Raw genomic sequence first — 16690 nt, forward strand, 5'->3', positions numbered from 1 at the left:
CTGATTGGGAAGGGGGCTGTGGGTTCACTTGACGGTGTTCCTTCGAAGGCCCACGACGTTTTCGCCGTGGCGGATGACCAGGTAGGGATAGGTCCCGTGAACGACGAGGGTGCTGCCCTCGACCGTGGTATTGACCACGGAATCTTCGTCGCGTTCGTTCTGCCGCATGTAGACGGTCGGGAAGTTACCCGTCGGGAACTGAGTGAGGTCGCTCAACTTGAGATAGGTGAAACGGCCGTCGTCATAGACATTGACCGGGATCAACCAGGGTGCCTTGGCGCTGCTGGTCGCATAGTCGTACTCGAAGTTGTAGCTTCGGTCCTTGAGCAGTGCGGTGTTGAGCGCCGGCGCCTCCGCGGCTTTCCTGGCTTCCTTGGAGAAACTGGTGTCGGCCGGATAGCTGAACTTGATCCTGTACTGCACACCCGCGTTTCGCGCCTGCTCCAGAGTTCGCCAGTCAGTCGCAGCCACTTTCAGTTCGAAGATGTAGGAGTTGGTCGCGGTGCGGATCATCAGGTTGGTGTCCACATCGACGTTCTTGGGCTTCAGGTAGAAGATGTTGTCGCGCCGATTCAGGTCCCACCCGCTGCTGAAGCCGGTGCTGTAGTCCAGGATTTTTTCATCGGGACTCAATTCAATCTGAGTGGCGATGCCCAAGCCCGCTCGCACGGTGTAGATGCGTTCGGGCTGATATTCATAGATCTGGACGGTTTGCGCAAAGGCGTCCGATGCGGCGCAGACGACAACTGTGCAAGCAATTGCCAGCGCCCATCGACGGTGGGTGAACTGTGATTTCATCGGTTGCGCGTTCCCTGATTGACGCCCGTAGGCGCGACCGGTGCGGTGGGCGTATTGGCGCCAGGCACCCCGAGGTTGGGTGGTGGTGGAGTGGGTGGCATCTCAGTCTGCACAGGCTGGCCGGCAGTGGCCATGCCTGCAGGGTTAGGGGTTGCGTTGGCGTTCTGCGGCACTTCCATGCCCGATATCGCCGGCACGCTTTCCGCGGGCCTGGCGTTGGTGGCGATTTCCGCTGGAGGAGCCGATGCGTAGTCGTTATCGACCCGGTAGTCGGTGACCTGAAAGCCGAGCGGATTCTCGATCCGCTGCTGCTCGTTCATTTTCAGATTGGCCTTGTAGGTGAAGGCCAGGGTCACGATCTTGCTGTCCAGCGGCTGGGTGACGCCGCTTTGCTTGTCGTAGAGGCTGCGTTGGAAGCGCACCGTTGCGCCTTTTGGGGTCTCGCCGGCCCCTGCGCCCATCAAGGTGATGCTCAGGATGCGGACCCGGACGGCCCGATCTTTGCCATAGAGCTTGTACGGATTGGCCGGGTTCTGCGCGGAATACAGGTTGGTGTAGCCCCCGGCGACCTGAGGGGCCGACATGGTCAGCACCGTGGTCCAGTCGCGCAGGTTGGTGAGTGCCAGGTCGTACGCCTCGCGAGCCATCACGAAATGCGCCACGTTGCTCCGATTGATCGCTTCGCTTGTGGTGATGCGCTGCAAGCTCGCGTCGTCGGTCAGGCGTGCCGCTGTGCTGGTACCGGTATACGCATCGGCGATGACCAGATAGGGAACCTTTTCCTTGAGCGGCAGCATGTAGAAGTAGCCGCTCAGCAGCACAAGCGACATGACCACGGAACTGCCAGCTACCCGCCAGGCGCGTTTCTCGCTGCGGCGTACCAGGTCCGCCACGGTGAGCTCAAAGTTGACTGAATGGGTGACTGCTTCATCGATCTTCGAGGTCGACGGGTTCTTGCTGAACATCAGGGCAACCCTACTGCGTCGGGTGCAGGAGTGGCTGCAGGCTGAACCACGATTTGCTTGCTGTCAGCCACAATGACGATGCCCTGTGGCGCATAGATGGCACTCAGCTGACTCACAGCGGCCTGGATATCGTTGGTACGAACCCGCGCCACGGGCTGATGGAGCGTGAAGTCGGAACCTATTTGATAGATCAGCTGCAGTCCATTGTCGGCGGCCCAGCGCGTGAGCATGGTCCTAAGCGTCGCATCCATCGGCGAAGCGTAGAAGGTATAGGCAGGGGATAGCGGGATTTCTGTCGGTGCGCTCTGAAATCTGTTCACCGGCGTCCAGGAGCCACCGTAGTCTTTGGGCGCGGGGGCACTGCACCCGGTCAGCGCCATGGCCAAGATGGCAGAGACCGGAGCCCCCCATCGAAGGCCTGGGGCGCGCGCACACTTGCTCCACTCAATAGTCTGAGTCCTTACCATGTAACTCCTTGAGTTGCTATAACTGCTATTGACCCCAAAGGAGCCTTTATCAAGACTGACAACCTATCACCATGTCATGTCAATTGAATGGCCAATCGCGCGAAAATTGGCGCGGTCAGGTAACGCCCGCTAGTTCAAAGGGATAACCATTACTTAGTTTTAGTGGGGCAATTGTTAAAAAACCTGTTGTCCTTTGTTGTAGGACACGGTCTTGCGACACCGTGGGAAATGGCGCTGGTTGAACGCGGCCGCACCGGGTTTCGTGGAGGCCGTTTGGTTTAAGTCAGCGGTCCAGATGATCTGGGCATGGAAGAGAGGCGCCGATCTGCGATCGGCGCCTCAACGGGCCAACGCCCATCCGGGTGATGTTGCGTGCAGCGTCTACTTTTGACGCTGAGTCAGCAGGCACTCCAGCACCTTGCCCAGCATGTCGCCCACATCGCCAGCCCGCACCGCGCCCGGCAGTTCGATGCCGCCGAGCATGGCGAAGACCGGCTTGCCCCACTTGAGGCCCATGGCCATCTCCGACAGCGTGCCCATGTTGGAGCCTATGGCGACCAGGCATACGCCGCTGCGCGCGATGATGGCATTGCGCATCTCGCCCATGCCCGTGGGCACGGCCACGCTGAGCCATTCGTTGGCGTTGCTGTCGTCTTCCTCGGGCAGTATGCCCACGGCCATGCCGCCGGCATCGGTGGCGCCGCGCGCCGCCGCGGCCATCACGCCGCCGCGCCCGCCGCAGATGATCACCATGCCGGCCGCCGCGAGCGCATGCGCCACGGCATAGGCGGCCGCGCATTCGGCTTCGCCCGCATCGCCGGGGCCTATCACCGAGACCGGCTGGCGGTGGCGTTCGGGGCCGCGCTGGCGCTGGGCCAGTTGCTGCAGCGCCTCCAGGATCGCATCCGGATAGTTCTCAGTGGCCAGCACCGGCTGCTGCGCGCTCGCGCCTACGTGTAAAGACATCACCCACTCCCATGACCAGCACACACACCACCATCAGCACCAGCGACAAGGCCGCTGCCACCGCGAAATCGGAACCACCATCGCTGACCTGGGCCAGCAGCATCAGCGGCAGGATGTTGAGCTGCGTGCCCACCAAAGCCAGCGCCGTGCCGTAAGTGCCCATGGCGATCGCCGCCACCATGCAGGCGTTCGACAGCACCGAGGGCAGCACTTCGGGCACCACCGTGTCCCAGAACGCACGGGCGCGCGAGGCGCCCAGCGTGCGCGCGGCCTGCACGGGGCGCAGGTCGAGGTTGGCGAACACCGGGTACAGCGACAGCGCCACGCGCGGAATCAGGTAGTAGGCGTAGGCCATGCCCAGGCCCGCGACGCTGTAGATCCAGCTGCCTATCACGGCCGGGTCGCCGCCCAGGGCCGCGAGCAGCTGCGTGACAAAGCCCGCGCGGCCGAACGCCAGGATGAAGCCATAGGCGATCACCAGCCCGGAGAAGGCCAGCGGCAGGCCCAGCAGCGTCATCATCCATTGGCGCCGAGCCGGGCCCTGGCGCGCGAGTTCGATGGCGATGCAGGTGCCGACCAGGGCCGACACCGCGCCCGCGGCCAGGCCCAAGGCCAGCGTGTTGCGCAGCGCGCCCAGGAACAGCGGGTTGCCGAACAGCCGGCCGAACGCGCTGCCGCCGTCGCCCAAGGCTTCGGGCAGCAGCGCGGCCAGCGGCACGGCGAAAAAGAGCGCCATGAAGGCCCACGCGGGCCAGGCGCCAAAGCGTCGCATGTCGGCAGGCCTACTTGTTGCCCAGCGCGGCCTGGGCCCACAGGCGGTCGACCTCGGCCTTGCGCTCCGAAGCCTTGACCACGTCGAGCGGGCGAACCTGCGGCGCGGCCGGCATGCGCGCGGCGACTTCGGCCGACAGCGGCGTGCCGGGCACGGCCGGGCGCACGAAGCCCTGGGCGAACAGCGACTGGCCGGCTGCGCTCATGATGAAGTTGAGCCACAGCTTGCCGGCGTTCGGATTGGGGCCGTTCTTCACCAGGCTGATCGCATAGGGCGCGGCCACGCTGGCTTCCTTGGGAATCACCACCTCGACCGCATCGCCCATGCCGTCTACATGCTTGGCCTTGAGGCCGTCGTTCTCGTAGCTGATCCAGACCGGGATTTCGCCCTTGAGGAACTTGGCGTAGGGCGTCGTGCCTTCGACGCGCAGCACATTGCCCGCGGCATGCAGCTTGCCCAGGTAGTCGGTGCCGGGCTGCACGTTGTCGACGCTGCCGCCGTTGGCGTAGGCCGCGGCAAAGGTCAGCACCTGGCCTATGCCGGTGGAGCGCGGGTCGAGGTAGACCACGGTGTTCTTGAACTCGGGCTTGAGCAGATCGGCCCAGCCCGTGGGCACGTTCTTCACCAGCTTCTTGTTGACCAGGAAAGCGATGTTGAGCGTGTGGATGGTGAACCAGCGGCCGTCGGCCTCGCGGAACACGGGCGGCAGCTTGTCGAAGTTGACGGGCTTGAACGGTGCGACCACGTCCTTCTTCGCGGCGTCGACGGCCGAGGCGGCGAAGTAGTAGGCGGTGTCGGCCTGGGGGCGGCGACGGGTCTTTTCCAGCGCCACGACGGTGGCGGCCGAGCCTATGTCGTTGTAGGTCAGCTCGATCTCGGGATAGCGCTTCTTGAAGTCGCGGAACAGCGACTTCCAGTTGGCCCATTCGGGGCCGGTGTCGAAGGAGACGCACAGGCCTTCCTTCTGCGCTTCGGCATACAGCGCTTTTTCGCCGGCATACAGCTCGGGGCCGTCGAAAGCGAAAGCGGTGCGGGCGGTCAGCGACAGCAGCGACATTGCGCCTGCGGCCTGGATCAGTTGTCTGCGTTGCATGGAAGCTCCTATGGGGTCGGAAAGGATGGGAATCAGTGGTCGAGCAGGCGGATATGCCCGGGTGCGATGGCGATCGCCTGCGCCGCGGGCACGGGCGATTCGGCGAGAAAAGGTTTGCTGGCGCCGGCCACTTCGAAGTCGTAGCGCGTGAGTGCGCCCAGATAGCGCTGGGCGCCGGTCTGGCCGGTCAGGCGATTCACGCAGCCCGGCGGCGGGTCGGCCTGTATATGCTCGGGCCGCACCAGCACATGCACTTCAGTGCCCGCAGCGCGCGTGCCGGTGTCGGCATGGAGTTCGGCAAAGCCCAGGTCCAGCCGCCCGGGCGACGCGACCCTGGCGGAGAAAATAGTCGACAGGCCGACGAACTCGGCGACCGCGCGGCTCGCGGGTTGTTCATAGATTTCGCGCGGCGTGGCGATCTGCAGCAGCCGGCCGTCCTTGAGCATGGCGACGCGGTCGGCCATGACCAGGGCTTCCTCCTGGTCGTGCGTGACCAGCAGCGTGGTCGCGTTGAAGCGCTGCTGAATGGCGCGGATCTCGTCGCGCAGATGGCCGCGCACGCTGGCGTCGAGTGCCGACAGCGGCTCGTCGAGCAGCAGCGCCAGCGGATCGATGGCCAGGGCGCGCGCCAGCGCCACGCGCTGCTGCTGGCCGCCCGAAAGCTGGCCTATGCCGCGCTGGGCGTAGCTGCCCAGGCCCACGATGTCGAGCAGCTCCTGCGCGCGCCGGTGGCGCTCGGCCGTCGCGACCTTGCGCAGCTTGAGGCCGTAGGCCACGTTGTCGAGCACCGACAGGTGGGGGAACAGCGCATAGCTCTGGAACACCATGCCCATGCGGCGCTGGTGCACGGGCGTGGCGGACATGTCCTTGCCGTCGAAAGCGATGTGGCCGGTGTGGCCGGTTTCGAGGCCCGAGACCAGCTTGAGCAGCGTGGACTTGCCCGAGCCGCTGGGGCCTATGACCGCCACCAGTTCGCCGGTGCGCACCTGCAGCGACACCTCGTGCAGGCCGTGCGCACTGCCCGGGTAGTGGTAGCTGACGTTGTCGAGTACGAGGCTCATGGCTTGCGTTTCACGAGGGAAGAGGACAGGAGGGCCGACGCGCCGGCGAGCACCAGCAGGATGACCGTGGCGGCGCAGGCAAAGCCCGTTGCGCCGTAGAAGGCCTGCAGCAGCACGACCGGGTAGGTGCGGTTCTGGAAGCTGGTGAGCAGGTTGGAGACGCCGAACTCGCCGACCGAGATCGCGGCCACCATGACCAGGCCGCTGATCAGGCTCTGGCGCAGGCTGGGCAGCACGATGCCGGTGAACTGCTGCCAGCCCGAGGCGCCCAGCGTCGCGGCCGCCTGTTCGAGCCGGCCCAGGTCCAGGTGGCGCAGGTCGGTCAGCAGCGTGTTGGTGAGATAGGGCAGGGTGAGGATGGCGTGGGCGGCGATCAACAGCGGCATGGAGCCCAGCCAGGGCGCGAAGTCGGTGTTGAACACCACCATGTAGCCGAAGGCCAGCGTGATCGCCGGAACGGACACCGGCATGGCGCTCACGATGCGCGCCGCCAGCGAGCCGCCGCGGCGCGCGCCGTGGTACAGCGCATAGGCCAGCGGCAGCGCGAGCACGGTGTTGATCGCGCAGGCGGCCATGGCCACGATGAGGCTGCTGGTGAAGGCCTTGCGAAACGAGCTGTCCTGCCAGAGGTCCAGATACCACTGGCCCGTGATGCCCGTGGGCAGCAGCGTATTGGTCCAGTTGCCGCCCACGCTGCCTATCATCAGCAGCGCGATGGGCAGCAGCAGGTACAGGCCGTAGATGAGGGAAATGCCGCGAACCAAAGCTGTGTCTCCATGGAGGGTTGACCCGGTATACTTTCCGGATGCGCTACTGTCTGTCACATGACGACCGCAGTGCAGACCAAATTCTAGAGTGGGCGCGCCAAAAGATGGCTGAAACCTGGATGCGGACACTTGAGTGGATGGAAATCGTTTTTCACACAGCTGTCATCAAACCCGGATATGAAACGCGACTGTCCCACCATCCAGGAACTGCTGGCCTTCGACGCCGTGGCGCGCCACGAAAGCATCACCCTCGCCGCCGGCGCGCTGTGCATCACGGCCAGCGCGGTCAGCAAGCAGGTCACGGGGCTGGAAGCCTTTCTGGGCCTGCAACTGCTGCAGAAGAACGGCCGCGGCGTGGCGCTCACGCCGCAAGGCCGCGTGTACTGGCAGAAGATTTCCGGCGGGCTGCGCGCCATCGAAGCCGCGACTTTCGAGGCGCGCTCGGGCGACGCGGGCTCGGGCCTGCTGACGCTGGCCAGCGTGCCCACCTTCCTCACCAAATGGCTCATTCCGCGGCTGCCCGACTTCAGCCAGAAGAGCCGCCATGTGATGCTCAGCTTCAGCCGCCATCTCGAGCCCAGCGACGGCATTCCCGCGGGCGTGGACGCGGCCATACGCTACGGCCCCGACGGCTGGCCGGGCGTGGTGTCGGAGTACATTGCCGGGCGCGAGTTCGTGCTGATCGTGGCGCGCAGCCTGGTCGAGGCGCGCCACCGCATCAGCCAGCCGGCCGACATCCTGGGCCACACCCTGCTGCACCACGCGGGCGCGCCCACGGCCTGGCGTCAATGGGCGGCGCAGCACGGCGTGCCCGAAGTGCAGACGCTGGCGGGCCCGCGCTTCGCGCAATATTCAGCGCTGATTCAAGCCGCGCTCAACGGCCTGGGCATAGGCCTGGTGCCGGCGCTGCTGGTGCAGGGCGAGATCGCCGAAGGCGCGCTCATGAGCCCCTGCGGAACGCCGGTGCGCGTCGACCAGGGTCACTACCTCTGCTACCGCGCCGACCGGCTCGATCTGCCGGCCTTCGCGGTGTTTCGCGAATGGATTCTGCAAGAGGGCCAGAAGTCGCGCGGCGCGCATTCGGCCGACTGGGACTGACGGTCGGCGGCGACGCAGCCCGCGGTCCAGGCTGCGCTCGCATCGCGGCCTCGGTCAGTGGATCGCTTCGACGTGCAAGCCATGCGTGAGCGTGGTCTGCACGAGCTTGCGCGTGTACTCGTGCTGCGCTGCGTCCGCGCACAGCGCGTCGGTGGTGAGGGTCTCGACGATGCGTCCTTGCTGCATGACTGCGAGGCGATCGCACAGGTGGGCCACCACGCCGAGGTCGTGGGTGACGAGCAGATAGGTCAGCCCTTCCTTTTTGCGCAACGCGCTCAGCAGGTTGAGGATTTCCGCCTGGACCGAGACGTCGAGCGCCGACGTGGGCTCGTCGAGCAGCAGCACCTTGGGCTCGAGGATGAGCGCGCGCGCGATGGCCACGCGCTGGCGCTGTCCGCCCGACAACTGGTGCGGATAGCGGTGGCGGAAGCTGTCGTCGAGCCCGACCTTGCGCAGCATCGCGCCTATGCGTGCATCGTGGTCGCCGATGCGGTGGATGATCAGCGGTTCGGCCAGCGTGGTCTGCACGGTGTGGCGCGGATGCAATGAGCCGTACGGATCCTGAAAGACCATCTGGGTGCAGCGCGCGCGCGCGACGCTCATCTTGTGGTCCAGCGTTTTTCCATCGAGCTGCACGGCTCCGGTCCAATGCGTGAGCTGTCCCGCCAGGCAGCGCAGCAGAGTGGTCTTGCCCGAGCCGGATTCGCCGACCAGGCCAAACGATTCGCCCGCGGCCACGCGCAGGCTCACGTCCTGCAGGATCTTCGCGGCGCTCGCGCCATGGCCGAAACTCAGGCCCAGTTGTGTGACATCGATCATGCTCATGCGGTGGCTCCTTGGGCCCAGGCCGGGTCGCGTTGCAGGGTGGGCAGAATGGGGCGGCGGTGCTGCATGCTGGGCAGCGCGGCGAGCAGCCCCTGGGTGTAGGGGTGGCGGGCGTTCGCGAGGTCGGCGGCGGCGATGCTCTCGACCACACGGCCGGCGTACATCACCAGCACGCGATCGCAGAAGTGGCGCACCAGATTGAGATCGTGGCTGATGAAAATCAGCCCCAGGCCGCGCTGTGTCACCAACTCGTCGAGCACGTCCAGCACCTGCATGCGCACCGACACGTCGAGCGCGGATGTAGGCTCGTCGGCGATCATCACTTCAGGCTGGGGCACGAGCATCATCGCGATCATGATGCGCTGGCCCATGCCGCCCGACACCTGGTGCGGGTACAGCTCATACACGCGCTCGGGGTCGCGTATGCGCACCGCCGACAGCATCGCCAGTACCTGCGCGCGCGCCTGCGCCTTGCTGCCCGGATGGTGCGCGAGATAGGCTTCGGCGATCTGATCGCCCACGCGCAGGACGGGGTTGAGCGAGTACTTCGGATCCTGCAGGATCATCGACATGCGGCGGCCGCGGATCGAGCGCATGGTCTTCGCATCGGCATTCAGCAGGTCGATGCCGCTGAACGCCAGCGTCTTGGCATCGATGGTCGCGGAGCGCGGGTGCAGGCCCAGCAGGGCGCGCCCCACCGTGGATTTTCCCGAGCCCGATTCACCGACGATGCCCAGCTTCTCGCGGCCCAGCGTGAAAGACACGTTGCGCACCGCGTCTGCAACGCTGCCGTCGGCGGAGGTGAATCGAACCCGCAGGTCCTCGACCTGGAGCAGAGGAGGGGTATGGGAAGAGTTGGCCATGCTTGTCTCGCTTTGTTCTTGTCGTGTCATTGCAGGCGTCATTCGCTGCGCGGGTCGAGGACGTCGTACAGCCCGTCGCCCAGCAGGTTGAACGCCAGGCTCACCATCAGGATGGCAGCGCCGGGGGCGGCCACCAGCCACCAGGAGTCGAGCATGTAGCGCCGGCCTTCGGAGATCATTGCGCCCCACTCGGGCAGCGGTGCCTGGGCGCCCAGGCCCAGAAAGCCCAGGCCTGCGGCCGTGAGGATGATGCTGGCCATGTTCATGGTCAGCCGCACCACGACGGACGACAGGCACAGCGGCGCGATGTAGCGCGTCAGGATGCGCAGGGACGATGCGCCCTGCAGCTGGGCCGCGGTGATGAAGTCGGCGTTGCGCAGCGACAGGGTTTCGGCACGCGCGAGACGCGCGATCGGCGGCCAGCCCGTGAGTGCGATCGCGATCACCGCATGATCCAGGCCGGGGCCCAGCGCGGCAACGAAGGCCAGTGCCAGCACCAGGCTGGGGAACGACAGGAAGATGTCGGTGATGCGCATCATCAGCGTATCGACCCAGCCGCCGAAGTAGCCGGACACGACGCCCACGACCAGGCCTATCGGGCCCACGATCACGGTGACCAGCGCGACGATGTAGAGCGTGATGCGCGCTCCGTGCACCAGGCGCGAATAGACGTCGCGCCCGTACTCGTCGGTGCCGAACCAGTGCTTTGCACTGGGAGGCTGCAAGGCGTTGGCCAGGTCCTGGGCATAAGGCCCGTGGGTCGCGAGCCAGGGCGCAAACAGCGCCACGGCCACGAGCAGAAGAATCACGCAGACGCCTGCGGCCGTTAGCGGATTGCGCAGCAGCCGACGCAGCAGGCGCGCGGCCTCGTTGCGCAAGGCCTGCCCCGCGGTGCCGGCCTGGGACACGGGAGTGGAGGAAGACGGCATGGACGGCGTCGCGGCGGCGGAGGCGGCGGCGATGGTAGTGGCGGAAGTGGTCATCGGTGTATCGCAGGGAGTTCAGCGCTGGGCGCGGGTGCGGGGATCGAAGACCCGATAGAGCGAGTCGGTCACGAGGTTGATGGTCACGAAGATCACCCCGACCACCAGCACCGAGCCCATGACGGCATTCATGTCGCCGAGCAGCAGGCTGCTGGTCAGGTACTGGCCGAAGCCCGGCCAGCCGAACACCGTCTCGATGAGCACGGCACCTTCGAGCAGTCCGCCATAGGCCAGCGCCACGATCGTCAGCAACTGCACCAGGATGTTGCGGAACGCGTGGCCCCATATCACCTGGCGTTCCGACAGGCCTTTGACGCGGGCCGCGAGGATGTATTCCTGAGAGAGTTGCGCGAGCATGAAACTGCGCGTCATCCGGCTGATGTAGGCCATGGCATGCAGGCCCAGGATGCAGGCCGGCAAGGTGATGTGACGCAGGGCGCTGCGAAAGGCCGCAGTGTCGCCGGCAAGCAGGCTGTCGACCAGCAGCAGACCCGTGACGGTAGGTACCGTGCCTTCGAAGGCGATGCCCACGCGGCCTATGCCGCCGGCCCAGCCCAGCCAGGCGTAGAAGATCAGCAGACCCATCATTCCGAACCAGAAAATCGGGGTCGAATAACCCATGAGGCTGAAGAGGCGCACCAGATGGTCGCCGATGCGGCCGCGCTGGGTTGCCGCGAAAACGCCCAGCGGCACACCGAGGCCCGCACCCAGGACGATGGCCAGCGTGGCCAGCTCCAGCGTGGCCGGCAGCACCCGCGCCAGGTCGGAGCGCACTGATTGCCCGGTGAGCATGGCGTTGCCGAGGTCGCCGTGGAGAAGGTCTCGCAGGTAGTAGAAAAACTGCATCGCGAGCGGCTTGTCCAGGCCGAGTTGCCGGTAGACCTGCTCGTAGGTCGAGCGGTCGGCGTCGGGGCCGACGATGGACAGCACCGGGTCCAGCGGCATCACCCGGCCGATCAGGAAAGTGAGCAGCAGCAGACCCAGAAGGGTCATCAGCACCGTGAAGACGCGGCTGCCCAGTTGCTGGGTGGTGCGCAGCCACGCGGGCGGATCGCGCCGCAGGAGGAGGGAGGTGGTAGAGGACATGGAAAGCGCCGGATTGGGTTGCGTCGTTGAAGTGCTTTCAGCCGCGCGCGTGCTTGTGCACGGCATGCAGTCTGGTGGTTGCGCTGGGATGGCCCACATAGCCGCGCACGGCGTCGCGGTAGACGACGGTTTCCACCATCTGTGACAGCGGCTGTATCGCTCCGCCTTCCTCGTCGTAGACCTGCTGTATTTCCTGGTAGAGGCGCAGCTGGCGCTCGGCATCGGGCTCGAGCAGTGCCGTCTCGATCAAGCGATTGAGCCTCGGGCTGTGGAAGCCGGTGCGCCAGCCCTGGAAATTCGTCAGCCGCGCCGCGTCGCGGTTGTCCGGGTTGTAGACCAGTGCACGCAGGCTCGAATGCGGGTGCGGCTCGGCGCCGCCGCCGCCGCGGCCGACGATGATCTCGAACTTGCGCTCGCGCATCGCGCCATAGACCTGGTTGCCGGTGCCCGGCAGTACCGCGGCCTGGATGCCGGCCTGTGCGAGCGTGGCCTGCAGGCTGGTGGCGATGTTCACGAACGGCGCTTCGGCCACGACGCGTATCGTGGTGTTGAAGCCGTCGCCCAGGCCGGCGCTGGCGAGCAATGCCCGCGCGCCAGCGACGTCCAGGGCATAGCCGGGCTCGGGCAGCGTGGCTGCCAGGCCCAGCGGGATCGGGCGTTGGTGCAGCAGGCCGTAATAGGGCATGACGGCACGGTCTATGCCCTGGTAGTCGATGAGCTTGCGCATGGCGCGCCGAACGCGCACATCGGCGAATTTCGCGTCCTGCATGCTCATCGCGACGTAGTAGAGCGTGCCGCGCTGCACCGTATGGGCCGTCAGCCCGGGCATGGCCTTGAGCGCATTGATGTCCGGCACCGAAAGACCCGTGGCCATGTCCAGATCGCCGCGGGCGAGCATCAGGCGCATCGACTGCGACTCGGTCATGTGCCGCATGACCACGCGGCGCAGCTTCGCGGGGCCGCGCCAGTAATCGTCGTTGCGGCTCATCATGAGGATTTCCTTGGCGCGCCACTGGTCGAGCCTGAAGGGACCCGAACCCGCGGCGTGCGTCGTGAGCCACGCGGCTCCCATGTCGCCGTTCTTCTCGTGTGCCATGACTTCGCGCCGGTCCAGCACCACCGCGCTGACCGAAGTTGCCAGCGTATAAAGCAGCATCTTGGGGTCGGTCGGCGTCGGCAGGTCGATGCGCAAGCTGTACTCGTCGACGGTACGTATCAGCTGGCTCACGTTCTTCGCCGAGAAGCCGTAGCTTTTCCACGGCGAGGCCAGCGCCAGGTTCAGCAACAGCACGCGGCGCAAGGACCAGACCACGTCCTCGGCCGTGACCGGCGCGCCCGAATGAAAGCGCACTCCGCGGCGCAGCACGAAGCTCAGGCTGCGGCCGTCCGGTGCAATCTCCCACTGCTGCGCCAGGCCGGGCAGGATGCGCGTGGTCTCCTCCGGATGCAGTTCTATGAGGAAGTCGTATAGATTGGCGGCGATCTGGACCACTTCATTGCCCGTGGCACTGGCCGGGTCGAGGGTCAGCAGATTGTTCATGCTCATCCCCATGATCAGCTGATCATCGGGTGCGGCCTGGGCCGCAAGGCTGGGCAGTGCGGCGGCACAAGCACTCGCCGCGACTCCCATGAGGACTTGGCGGCGATGCAACATTGGAAACGAGGAGGTCATGCGCTCGGCTTTCGGTGGGTGCGGTCCGCTGCTTTCAGTAGCGTGCCACGGTGTGCGCTTCGATGTAATCGAAGTCGATATCCTCGCCGAGGCCGGGTTGCTGCGACAGATGGACAAACCCGTTCTCGTCCATGGGGTCTGGCAGGCTGCGCAGGTAAGCGGGCTTGTCGTCGTATTCGAGGAAGGGGTGCAGCAGCCCGCGCTCGTACCAGCGGCAGTTGCGGATGGCCGCGCAGACCGCGAGGTTGGCGGCGCCGTTGCCGTGGACTTCGCAATCCATGCCGAACGACTCCGCCAGATGGGCGACCTTCAGGGTCGGCGTGATGCCGCCCACGCCTGGGACGCCGGCGCGCAGGATGTCGCAGGCGCCGGCCTTGACCCAGTCGGCGCGGCTGTGGTGCTTGCCGCCCAGGCTTTCGGGACCGAGGACGGGAATGTCGAGCTGTGCCGAGAGCCAGGCATAGGAGTCCATGCTCTGCTCGTTCATCATTTCCTCGAACCAGGTGAATTCGAGTTTCTCGAGCGCGCGCCCTATGCGCAGAGCGTCCATGCGGCTGTAGTTGTGATAACCGTCGAGCATCAGTGCGACGTTGGGGCCGACGGCTTCGCGCACGGCGGCGCAGGCACGGATGTCCATGTCGGGATGGGGGGCGAACGACACCGGCGGCATCCAGGTGTGCAGTTTGATGCCCTGGTAGCCGCGTGCCACGAGCTTCTCGGCGAACGCCGCGTACTCATCGGGCGTCGACAACCCGCCCTTGAGTTCGTCGCCGCACATGGTGCTGCCATAGGCCGGAACCTTGTCGCGGTAGCCGCCCAGCAACCGGTAGACGGGTTGGCCCAGCGCGCGGCCCGCGAGATCCCATAGCGCCTGCTCGATCGCGGCCAGTGCCCTGTCGGTGAACTGGCCGGCGCTGCCGCGCTGCCAGTGCTCCAGCGAATGCCAGATCTGCTCGCGCATGAACGGGTCGGCGCCGATAAGCACCTTGCGGGCATAGGAGGAAATGACGTAGGGACGTATCACTTCTGGCGGCGCGAAAGCATGGCCCTGCGTGCCGTCATCGGTGGTGATCGTCAACAGTGCCATGCGTCCGAGGGTCTCGGGGCCTGGATGGGAGTGGCCCGCGCTATCGACCGAACGATAGGTGGGAAAAGTGAATTCGGTTCCGGTAACGCGCTCGATTTTCATGGTGTTCTTTCATCAGTCGTCTGACGTCTTAATTGTGAAAGAAAAATCGGGGCTTGAAACTGGTAGAAACCCGGGAGGTCGTCGGATGACGGCGCCCGGTTTCTGTATAGTTGCTGCAAGCCAACTGCCTGATCCTATGAGCGCCATACCACGTCCAAACTCCAGAAATATCAGCCAGCCACAGCGTGTGGTCGACGGCGTTGTCGAGCGAATCCAGGCTGGCGCGTTGAAGCCCGGCGATCGCGTGCCGACCGAGCCGGAGTTGATGCGTGAGTTCGGCGTGAGCCGGACCGTGGTGCGCGAGGCCATGTCACGGCTGCAGGCCGCGGGCCTGGTCGCCACGCGCCAGGGCGTGGGAACGTTCGTGCTCGATGCCGTGGCGCAGCTGCAGCGTCCGCTGCTGGGGCTGGCGGCGCGCGACGTGCAGGTGCAGCAGGTGCTGGCCATGCTCGAGCTGCGCATCAGTCTCGAGTCGGAAGCCGCGCATCTTGCCGCGCAGCGGCGCACGCCCGTGCATCTGGCCGCGATGCGCGCGGCGCTCGACGCCTTCGACGCGCATCGCCGGGCGGGCGCGAGCACGACCGAAGACGACTTCGCGTTCCATGTGCAGATTGCCGTGGCGACGGGCAATGAATATTTCGAGGAAGTGCTGCGCAACCTGGGCGGTGCCACCATTCCCCGGCCGGCGCAAAAGCCGGTCGAAGCCGCGAATGCCGGCGACACGATGGCTCGCGCGCCGACCTTCGGTGCGCCGCTCACGCCGCTGGAGCACAACAAGCTCGTGACCCAGCGCGAACATGAGGATATCTATCTTGCCATCGAGCGCCAGGATGCGGTGGCGGCGCGCGCGGCCATGCTGATGCACCTGGTGCACAGTCGCGAACGCCTGCGCACCGTCTGCCGCGAGACGTAAGTACTTTTTTTCGCACAAACCTCGGGTAAATCCGAATTCGCACTTTTGAGGAGAAATTCACACTCCTAGTCATCAGACGACTGATGTTTAAAAAGGAGACAAAAAGTGCGAAATCAGAACAGGCCGGTGCGCCTTCTCACGTTTGCTGGCCTCTCGCTGGCCGCCTGCATGGGGGGAAGCGCAGCAAATGCCCAGAGCAAGGTCGAACTCTGGGGCATCGTCGACAGCTGGGCCGGCATCCAGAAAACGCGTTCCGGCGCGACGCCGAGCACCGTGGGGGTGGTCGAGAGCGGCGGCGGCCAGGCAAGCCGCTGGGGGGTGCGCGGCACCGAAGATCTGGGCGGCGGCCTGAAGATCCAGTTCGCGCTGGAGCAGGGGCTGATGCTCGATACGGGTTCCGTGAGCAATACCTCGAACTCCAACAACGGTTTCAATCGCAACAGCTATCTCCGGTTGTCGGGCGGTTTCGGTGAACTTCGCCTGGGGCGCATGCTCACGGCCTACGATCAGATGCGCGGCTCGATGAACCAGCTGTACGACTCGTCAGGCTTCGCTTCGACCTTGCAGACCTGGAGCGCGGGCGCCACGGCGGGCAACGGGCTGCCGGCCGTCGCGGGCAGCGACTACCTGGCGCGCACCAACAACACCATCCTCTATGGAACGCCTGCGTTTCATGATGTCAGCGCGACGCTGAGCTACAGCCCGGGCGAGGGCGCGGTCACGGCCACGAGCGCTCCACGCAGCCTGACCACCAACCTGCGGTACGACGACAAGACGATGCGCGTTGGCTATTCGTTCCAGAAGGAGAACTACACGACGGGCGCGAACATCTTTCATCTGATTTCGGGCAGCTATCGCTTCAGCAGCCTGCGCGTGGTGGGCTCCATCCAGCGGCAAAAGGACGAGCGCGTCGTGCTGGGCCAGACATCCGATGAGTACCAGTTCGGCGTGGACATCCCGTGGGGCGCAGCCACCCTGGCCCTGGGCCTCGCGGGCGCGAAGACGCGCAACGGCGAAGACCGTGTGGTGGTCGATGCGAGAGGGTATAGCGCGCTCGCCACCTATGACCTTTCGAAGCGCACGCGCCTTTACGCGGCGGCACGCCAGCTCAAGGTGCAGCGCGCCGATGCCAGCACTTCGCTGGATGTGCTGCGCGTAGGCGCGGGCATTAC

At 65.6% G+C, this 16690-nt stretch carries 17 protein-coding genes; 3 read left to right on the top strand and 14 right to left on the bottom strand.

Annotated features, from left to right (window positions below; translation table 11 throughout):
- Positions 1–24 precede the first annotated feature (24 nt).
- The 8 genes from KHY18_RS05005 to KHY18_RS05040 all read right to left on the bottom strand — a co-directional run bounded on the left by KHY18_RS05005 (position 25) and on the right by KHY18_RS05040 (position 6886).
- Positions 25–798 carry a TrbG/VirB9 family P-type conjugative transfer protein gene (locus KHY18_RS05005; protein ID WP_213294996.1) on the bottom strand — a complete coding sequence of 258 codons (774 nt, stop codon included), beginning with the start codon at positions 796–798 and terminating at the stop codon, positions 25–27.
- Positions 795–1763: a VirB8 family type IV secretion system protein gene (locus tag KHY18_RS05010; RefSeq protein WP_213294998.1), complete on the bottom strand. Its 969-nt coding sequence runs from the start codon at positions 1761–1763 to the stop codon at positions 795–797. Before KHY18_RS05010 ends, KHY18_RS05005 begins: the two co-directional genes overlap by 4 nt.
- Positions 1763–2143 carry a TcpQ domain-containing protein gene (locus KHY18_RS05015; RefSeq protein ID WP_249728924.1) on the bottom strand — a complete coding sequence of 127 codons (381 nt, stop codon included), beginning with the start codon at positions 2141–2143 and terminating at the stop codon, positions 1763–1765. The genes KHY18_RS05010 and KHY18_RS05015 overlap by 1 nt, the downstream gene beginning before the upstream one ends.
- A 468-nt stretch (positions 2144–2611) precedes the next feature.
- Positions 2612–3196, bottom strand: a complete 585-nt coding sequence (locus tag KHY18_RS05020) for a TIGR00725 family protein (protein WP_213295002.1) — start codon at positions 3194–3196, stop codon at positions 2612–2614.
- Positions 3147–3968, bottom strand: coding sequence for an ABC transporter permease (locus KHY18_RS05025; RefSeq protein WP_213295004.1), 822 nt, complete (start codon positions 3966–3968; stop codon positions 3147–3149). The genes KHY18_RS05020 and KHY18_RS05025 overlap by 50 nt, the downstream gene beginning before the upstream one ends.
- Positions 3969–3978: 10 nt before the next feature.
- The gene (locus tag KHY18_RS05030; protein ID WP_213295006.1) at positions 3979–5061 is read right to left on the bottom strand and encodes an extracellular solute-binding protein; all 1083 of its coding nucleotides are present in this window, start codon (positions 5059–5061) and stop codon (positions 3979–3981) included.
- Positions 5062–5093: 32 nt separating this feature from the next.
- Entirely contained in the window at positions 5094–6122 is a 1029-nt protein-coding gene (locus KHY18_RS05035; RefSeq protein WP_213295007.1) for an ABC transporter ATP-binding protein, read from the bottom strand.
- Positions 6119–6886 (bottom strand): ABC transporter permease, encoded by a 768-nt coding sequence (locus KHY18_RS05040; RefSeq protein WP_213295008.1) that lies wholly within the window; start codon positions 6884–6886, stop codon positions 6119–6121. The genes KHY18_RS05035 and KHY18_RS05040 overlap by 4 nt, the downstream gene beginning before the upstream one ends.
- A gap of 180 nt (positions 6887–7066) precedes the next feature.
- Between KHY18_RS05040 and KHY18_RS05045 the strand changes: the two genes are divergently transcribed.
- Positions 7067–7987: a LysR substrate-binding domain-containing protein gene (locus KHY18_RS05045; RefSeq protein ID WP_213295009.1), complete on the top strand. Its 921-nt coding sequence runs from the start codon at positions 7067–7069 to the stop codon at positions 7985–7987.
- A 54-nt stretch (positions 7988–8041) separates the two neighbouring features.
- On the opposite strand, the gene KHY18_RS05050 is transcribed toward KHY18_RS05045, so the two are convergent.
- The 6 genes from KHY18_RS05050 to KHY18_RS05075 all read right to left on the bottom strand — a co-directional run bounded on the left by KHY18_RS05050 (position 8042) and on the right by KHY18_RS05075 (position 14605).
- Positions 8042–8806 (bottom strand): ABC transporter ATP-binding protein, encoded by a 765-nt coding sequence (locus tag KHY18_RS05050; RefSeq protein ID WP_249728925.1) that lies wholly within the window; start codon positions 8804–8806, stop codon positions 8042–8044.
- Between the two features lie 2 nt (positions 8807–8808).
- Positions 8809–9675 (bottom strand): ABC transporter ATP-binding protein, encoded by an 867-nt coding sequence (locus tag KHY18_RS05055; RefSeq protein WP_249728918.1) that lies wholly within the window; start codon positions 9673–9675, stop codon positions 8809–8811.
- A 38-nt stretch (positions 9676–9713) separates the two neighbouring features.
- Complete coding sequence (locus KHY18_RS05060) at positions 9714–10604, bottom strand: ABC transporter permease (RefSeq protein WP_213295036.1); 891 nt, start codon at positions 10602–10604, stop codon at positions 9714–9716.
- 72 nt (positions 10605–10676) lie between these two features.
- Complete coding sequence (locus KHY18_RS05065) at positions 10677–11744, bottom strand: ABC transporter permease (RefSeq protein WP_213295012.1); 1068 nt, start codon at positions 11742–11744, stop codon at positions 10677–10679.
- Between the two features lie 37 nt (positions 11745–11781).
- Positions 11782–13284, bottom strand: coding sequence for an ABC transporter substrate-binding protein (locus KHY18_RS05070; RefSeq protein WP_249728920.1), 1503 nt, complete (start codon positions 13282–13284; stop codon positions 11782–11784).
- A 166-nt stretch (positions 13285–13450) separates the two neighbouring features.
- Positions 13451–14605, bottom strand: a complete 1155-nt coding sequence (locus tag KHY18_RS05075; RefSeq protein ID WP_213295017.1) for a mandelate racemase family protein — start codon at positions 14603–14605, stop codon at positions 13451–13453.
- Between the two features lie 136 nt (positions 14606–14741).
- Between KHY18_RS05075 and KHY18_RS05080 the strand changes: the two genes are divergently transcribed.
- Positions 14742–15518: a FadR/GntR family transcriptional regulator gene (locus tag KHY18_RS05080; RefSeq protein WP_213295021.1), complete on the top strand. Its 777-nt coding sequence runs from the start codon at positions 14742–14744 to the stop codon at positions 15516–15518.
- Between the two features lie 105 nt (positions 15519–15623).
- On the top strand, positions 15624–16690 hold a 1067-nt coding region (locus KHY18_RS05085), incomplete at its 3' end, for a porin (RefSeq protein ID WP_213295025.1).

Origin of the sequence: Acidovorax sp. CCYZU-2555 (genome assembly GCF_018413525.1) — a bacterium.
In the GTDB taxonomy this organism is placed as follows: Bacteria; Pseudomonadota; Gammaproteobacteria; order Burkholderiales; family Burkholderiaceae_C; genus Comamonas.

Excerpts from the sequence above, each read along its gene's own strand:
- KHY18_RS05005 (WP_213294996.1), bottom strand. The coding sequence starts at position 798 with ATGAAATCACAGTTCACCCACCGTCGATGGGCGCTGGCAATTGCTTGC.
- KHY18_RS05010 (WP_213294998.1), bottom strand. The coding sequence starts at position 1,763 with ATGTTCAGCAAGAACCCGTCGACCTCGAAGATCGATGAAGCAGTCACC.
- KHY18_RS05015 (WP_249728924.1), bottom strand. The coding sequence starts at position 2,143 with ATGGCGCTGACCGGGTGCAGTGCCCCCGCGCCCAAAGACTACGGTGGC.
- KHY18_RS05020 (WP_213295002.1), bottom strand. The coding sequence starts at position 3,196 with ATGTCTTTACACGTAGGCGCGAGCGCGCAGCAGCCGGTGCTGGCCACT.
- KHY18_RS05025 (WP_213295004.1), bottom strand. The coding sequence starts at position 3,968 with ATGCGACGCTTTGGCGCCTGGCCCGCGTGGGCCTTCATGGCGCTCTTT.
- KHY18_RS05030 (WP_213295006.1), bottom strand. The coding sequence starts at position 5,061 with ATGCAACGCAGACAACTGATCCAGGCCGCAGGCGCAATGTCGCTGCTG.
- KHY18_RS05035 (WP_213295007.1), bottom strand. The coding sequence starts at position 6,122 with ATGAGCCTCGTACTCGACAACGTCAGCTACCACTACCCGGGCAGTGCG.
- KHY18_RS05045 (WP_213295009.1), top strand. The coding sequence starts at position 7,067 with ATGAAACGCGACTGTCCCACCATCCAGGAACTGCTGGCCTTCGACGCC.
- KHY18_RS05050 (WP_249728925.1), bottom strand. The coding sequence starts at position 8,806 with ATGATCGATGTCACACAACTGGGCCTGAGTTTCGGCCATGGCGCGAGC.
- KHY18_RS05055 (WP_249728918.1), bottom strand. The coding sequence starts at position 9,675 with ATGGCCAACTCTTCCCATACCCCTCCTCTGCTCCAGGTCGAGGACCTG.
- KHY18_RS05060 (WP_213295036.1), bottom strand. The coding sequence starts at position 10,604 with ATGCCGTCTTCCTCCACTCCCGTGTCCCAGGCCGGCACCGCGGGGCAG.
- KHY18_RS05065 (WP_213295012.1), bottom strand. The coding sequence starts at position 11,744 with ATGTCCTCTACCACCTCCCTCCTCCTGCGGCGCGATCCGCCCGCGTGG.
- KHY18_RS05070 (WP_249728920.1), bottom strand. The coding sequence starts at position 13,284 with ATGAACAATCTGCTGACCCTCGACCCGGCCAGTGCCACGGGCAATGAA.
- KHY18_RS05075 (WP_213295017.1), bottom strand. The coding sequence starts at position 14,605 with ATGAAAATCGAGCGCGTTACCGGAACCGAATTCACTTTTCCCACCTAT.
- KHY18_RS05080 (WP_213295021.1), top strand. The coding sequence starts at position 14,742 with ATGAGCGCCATACCACGTCCAAACTCCAGAAATATCAGCCAGCCACAG.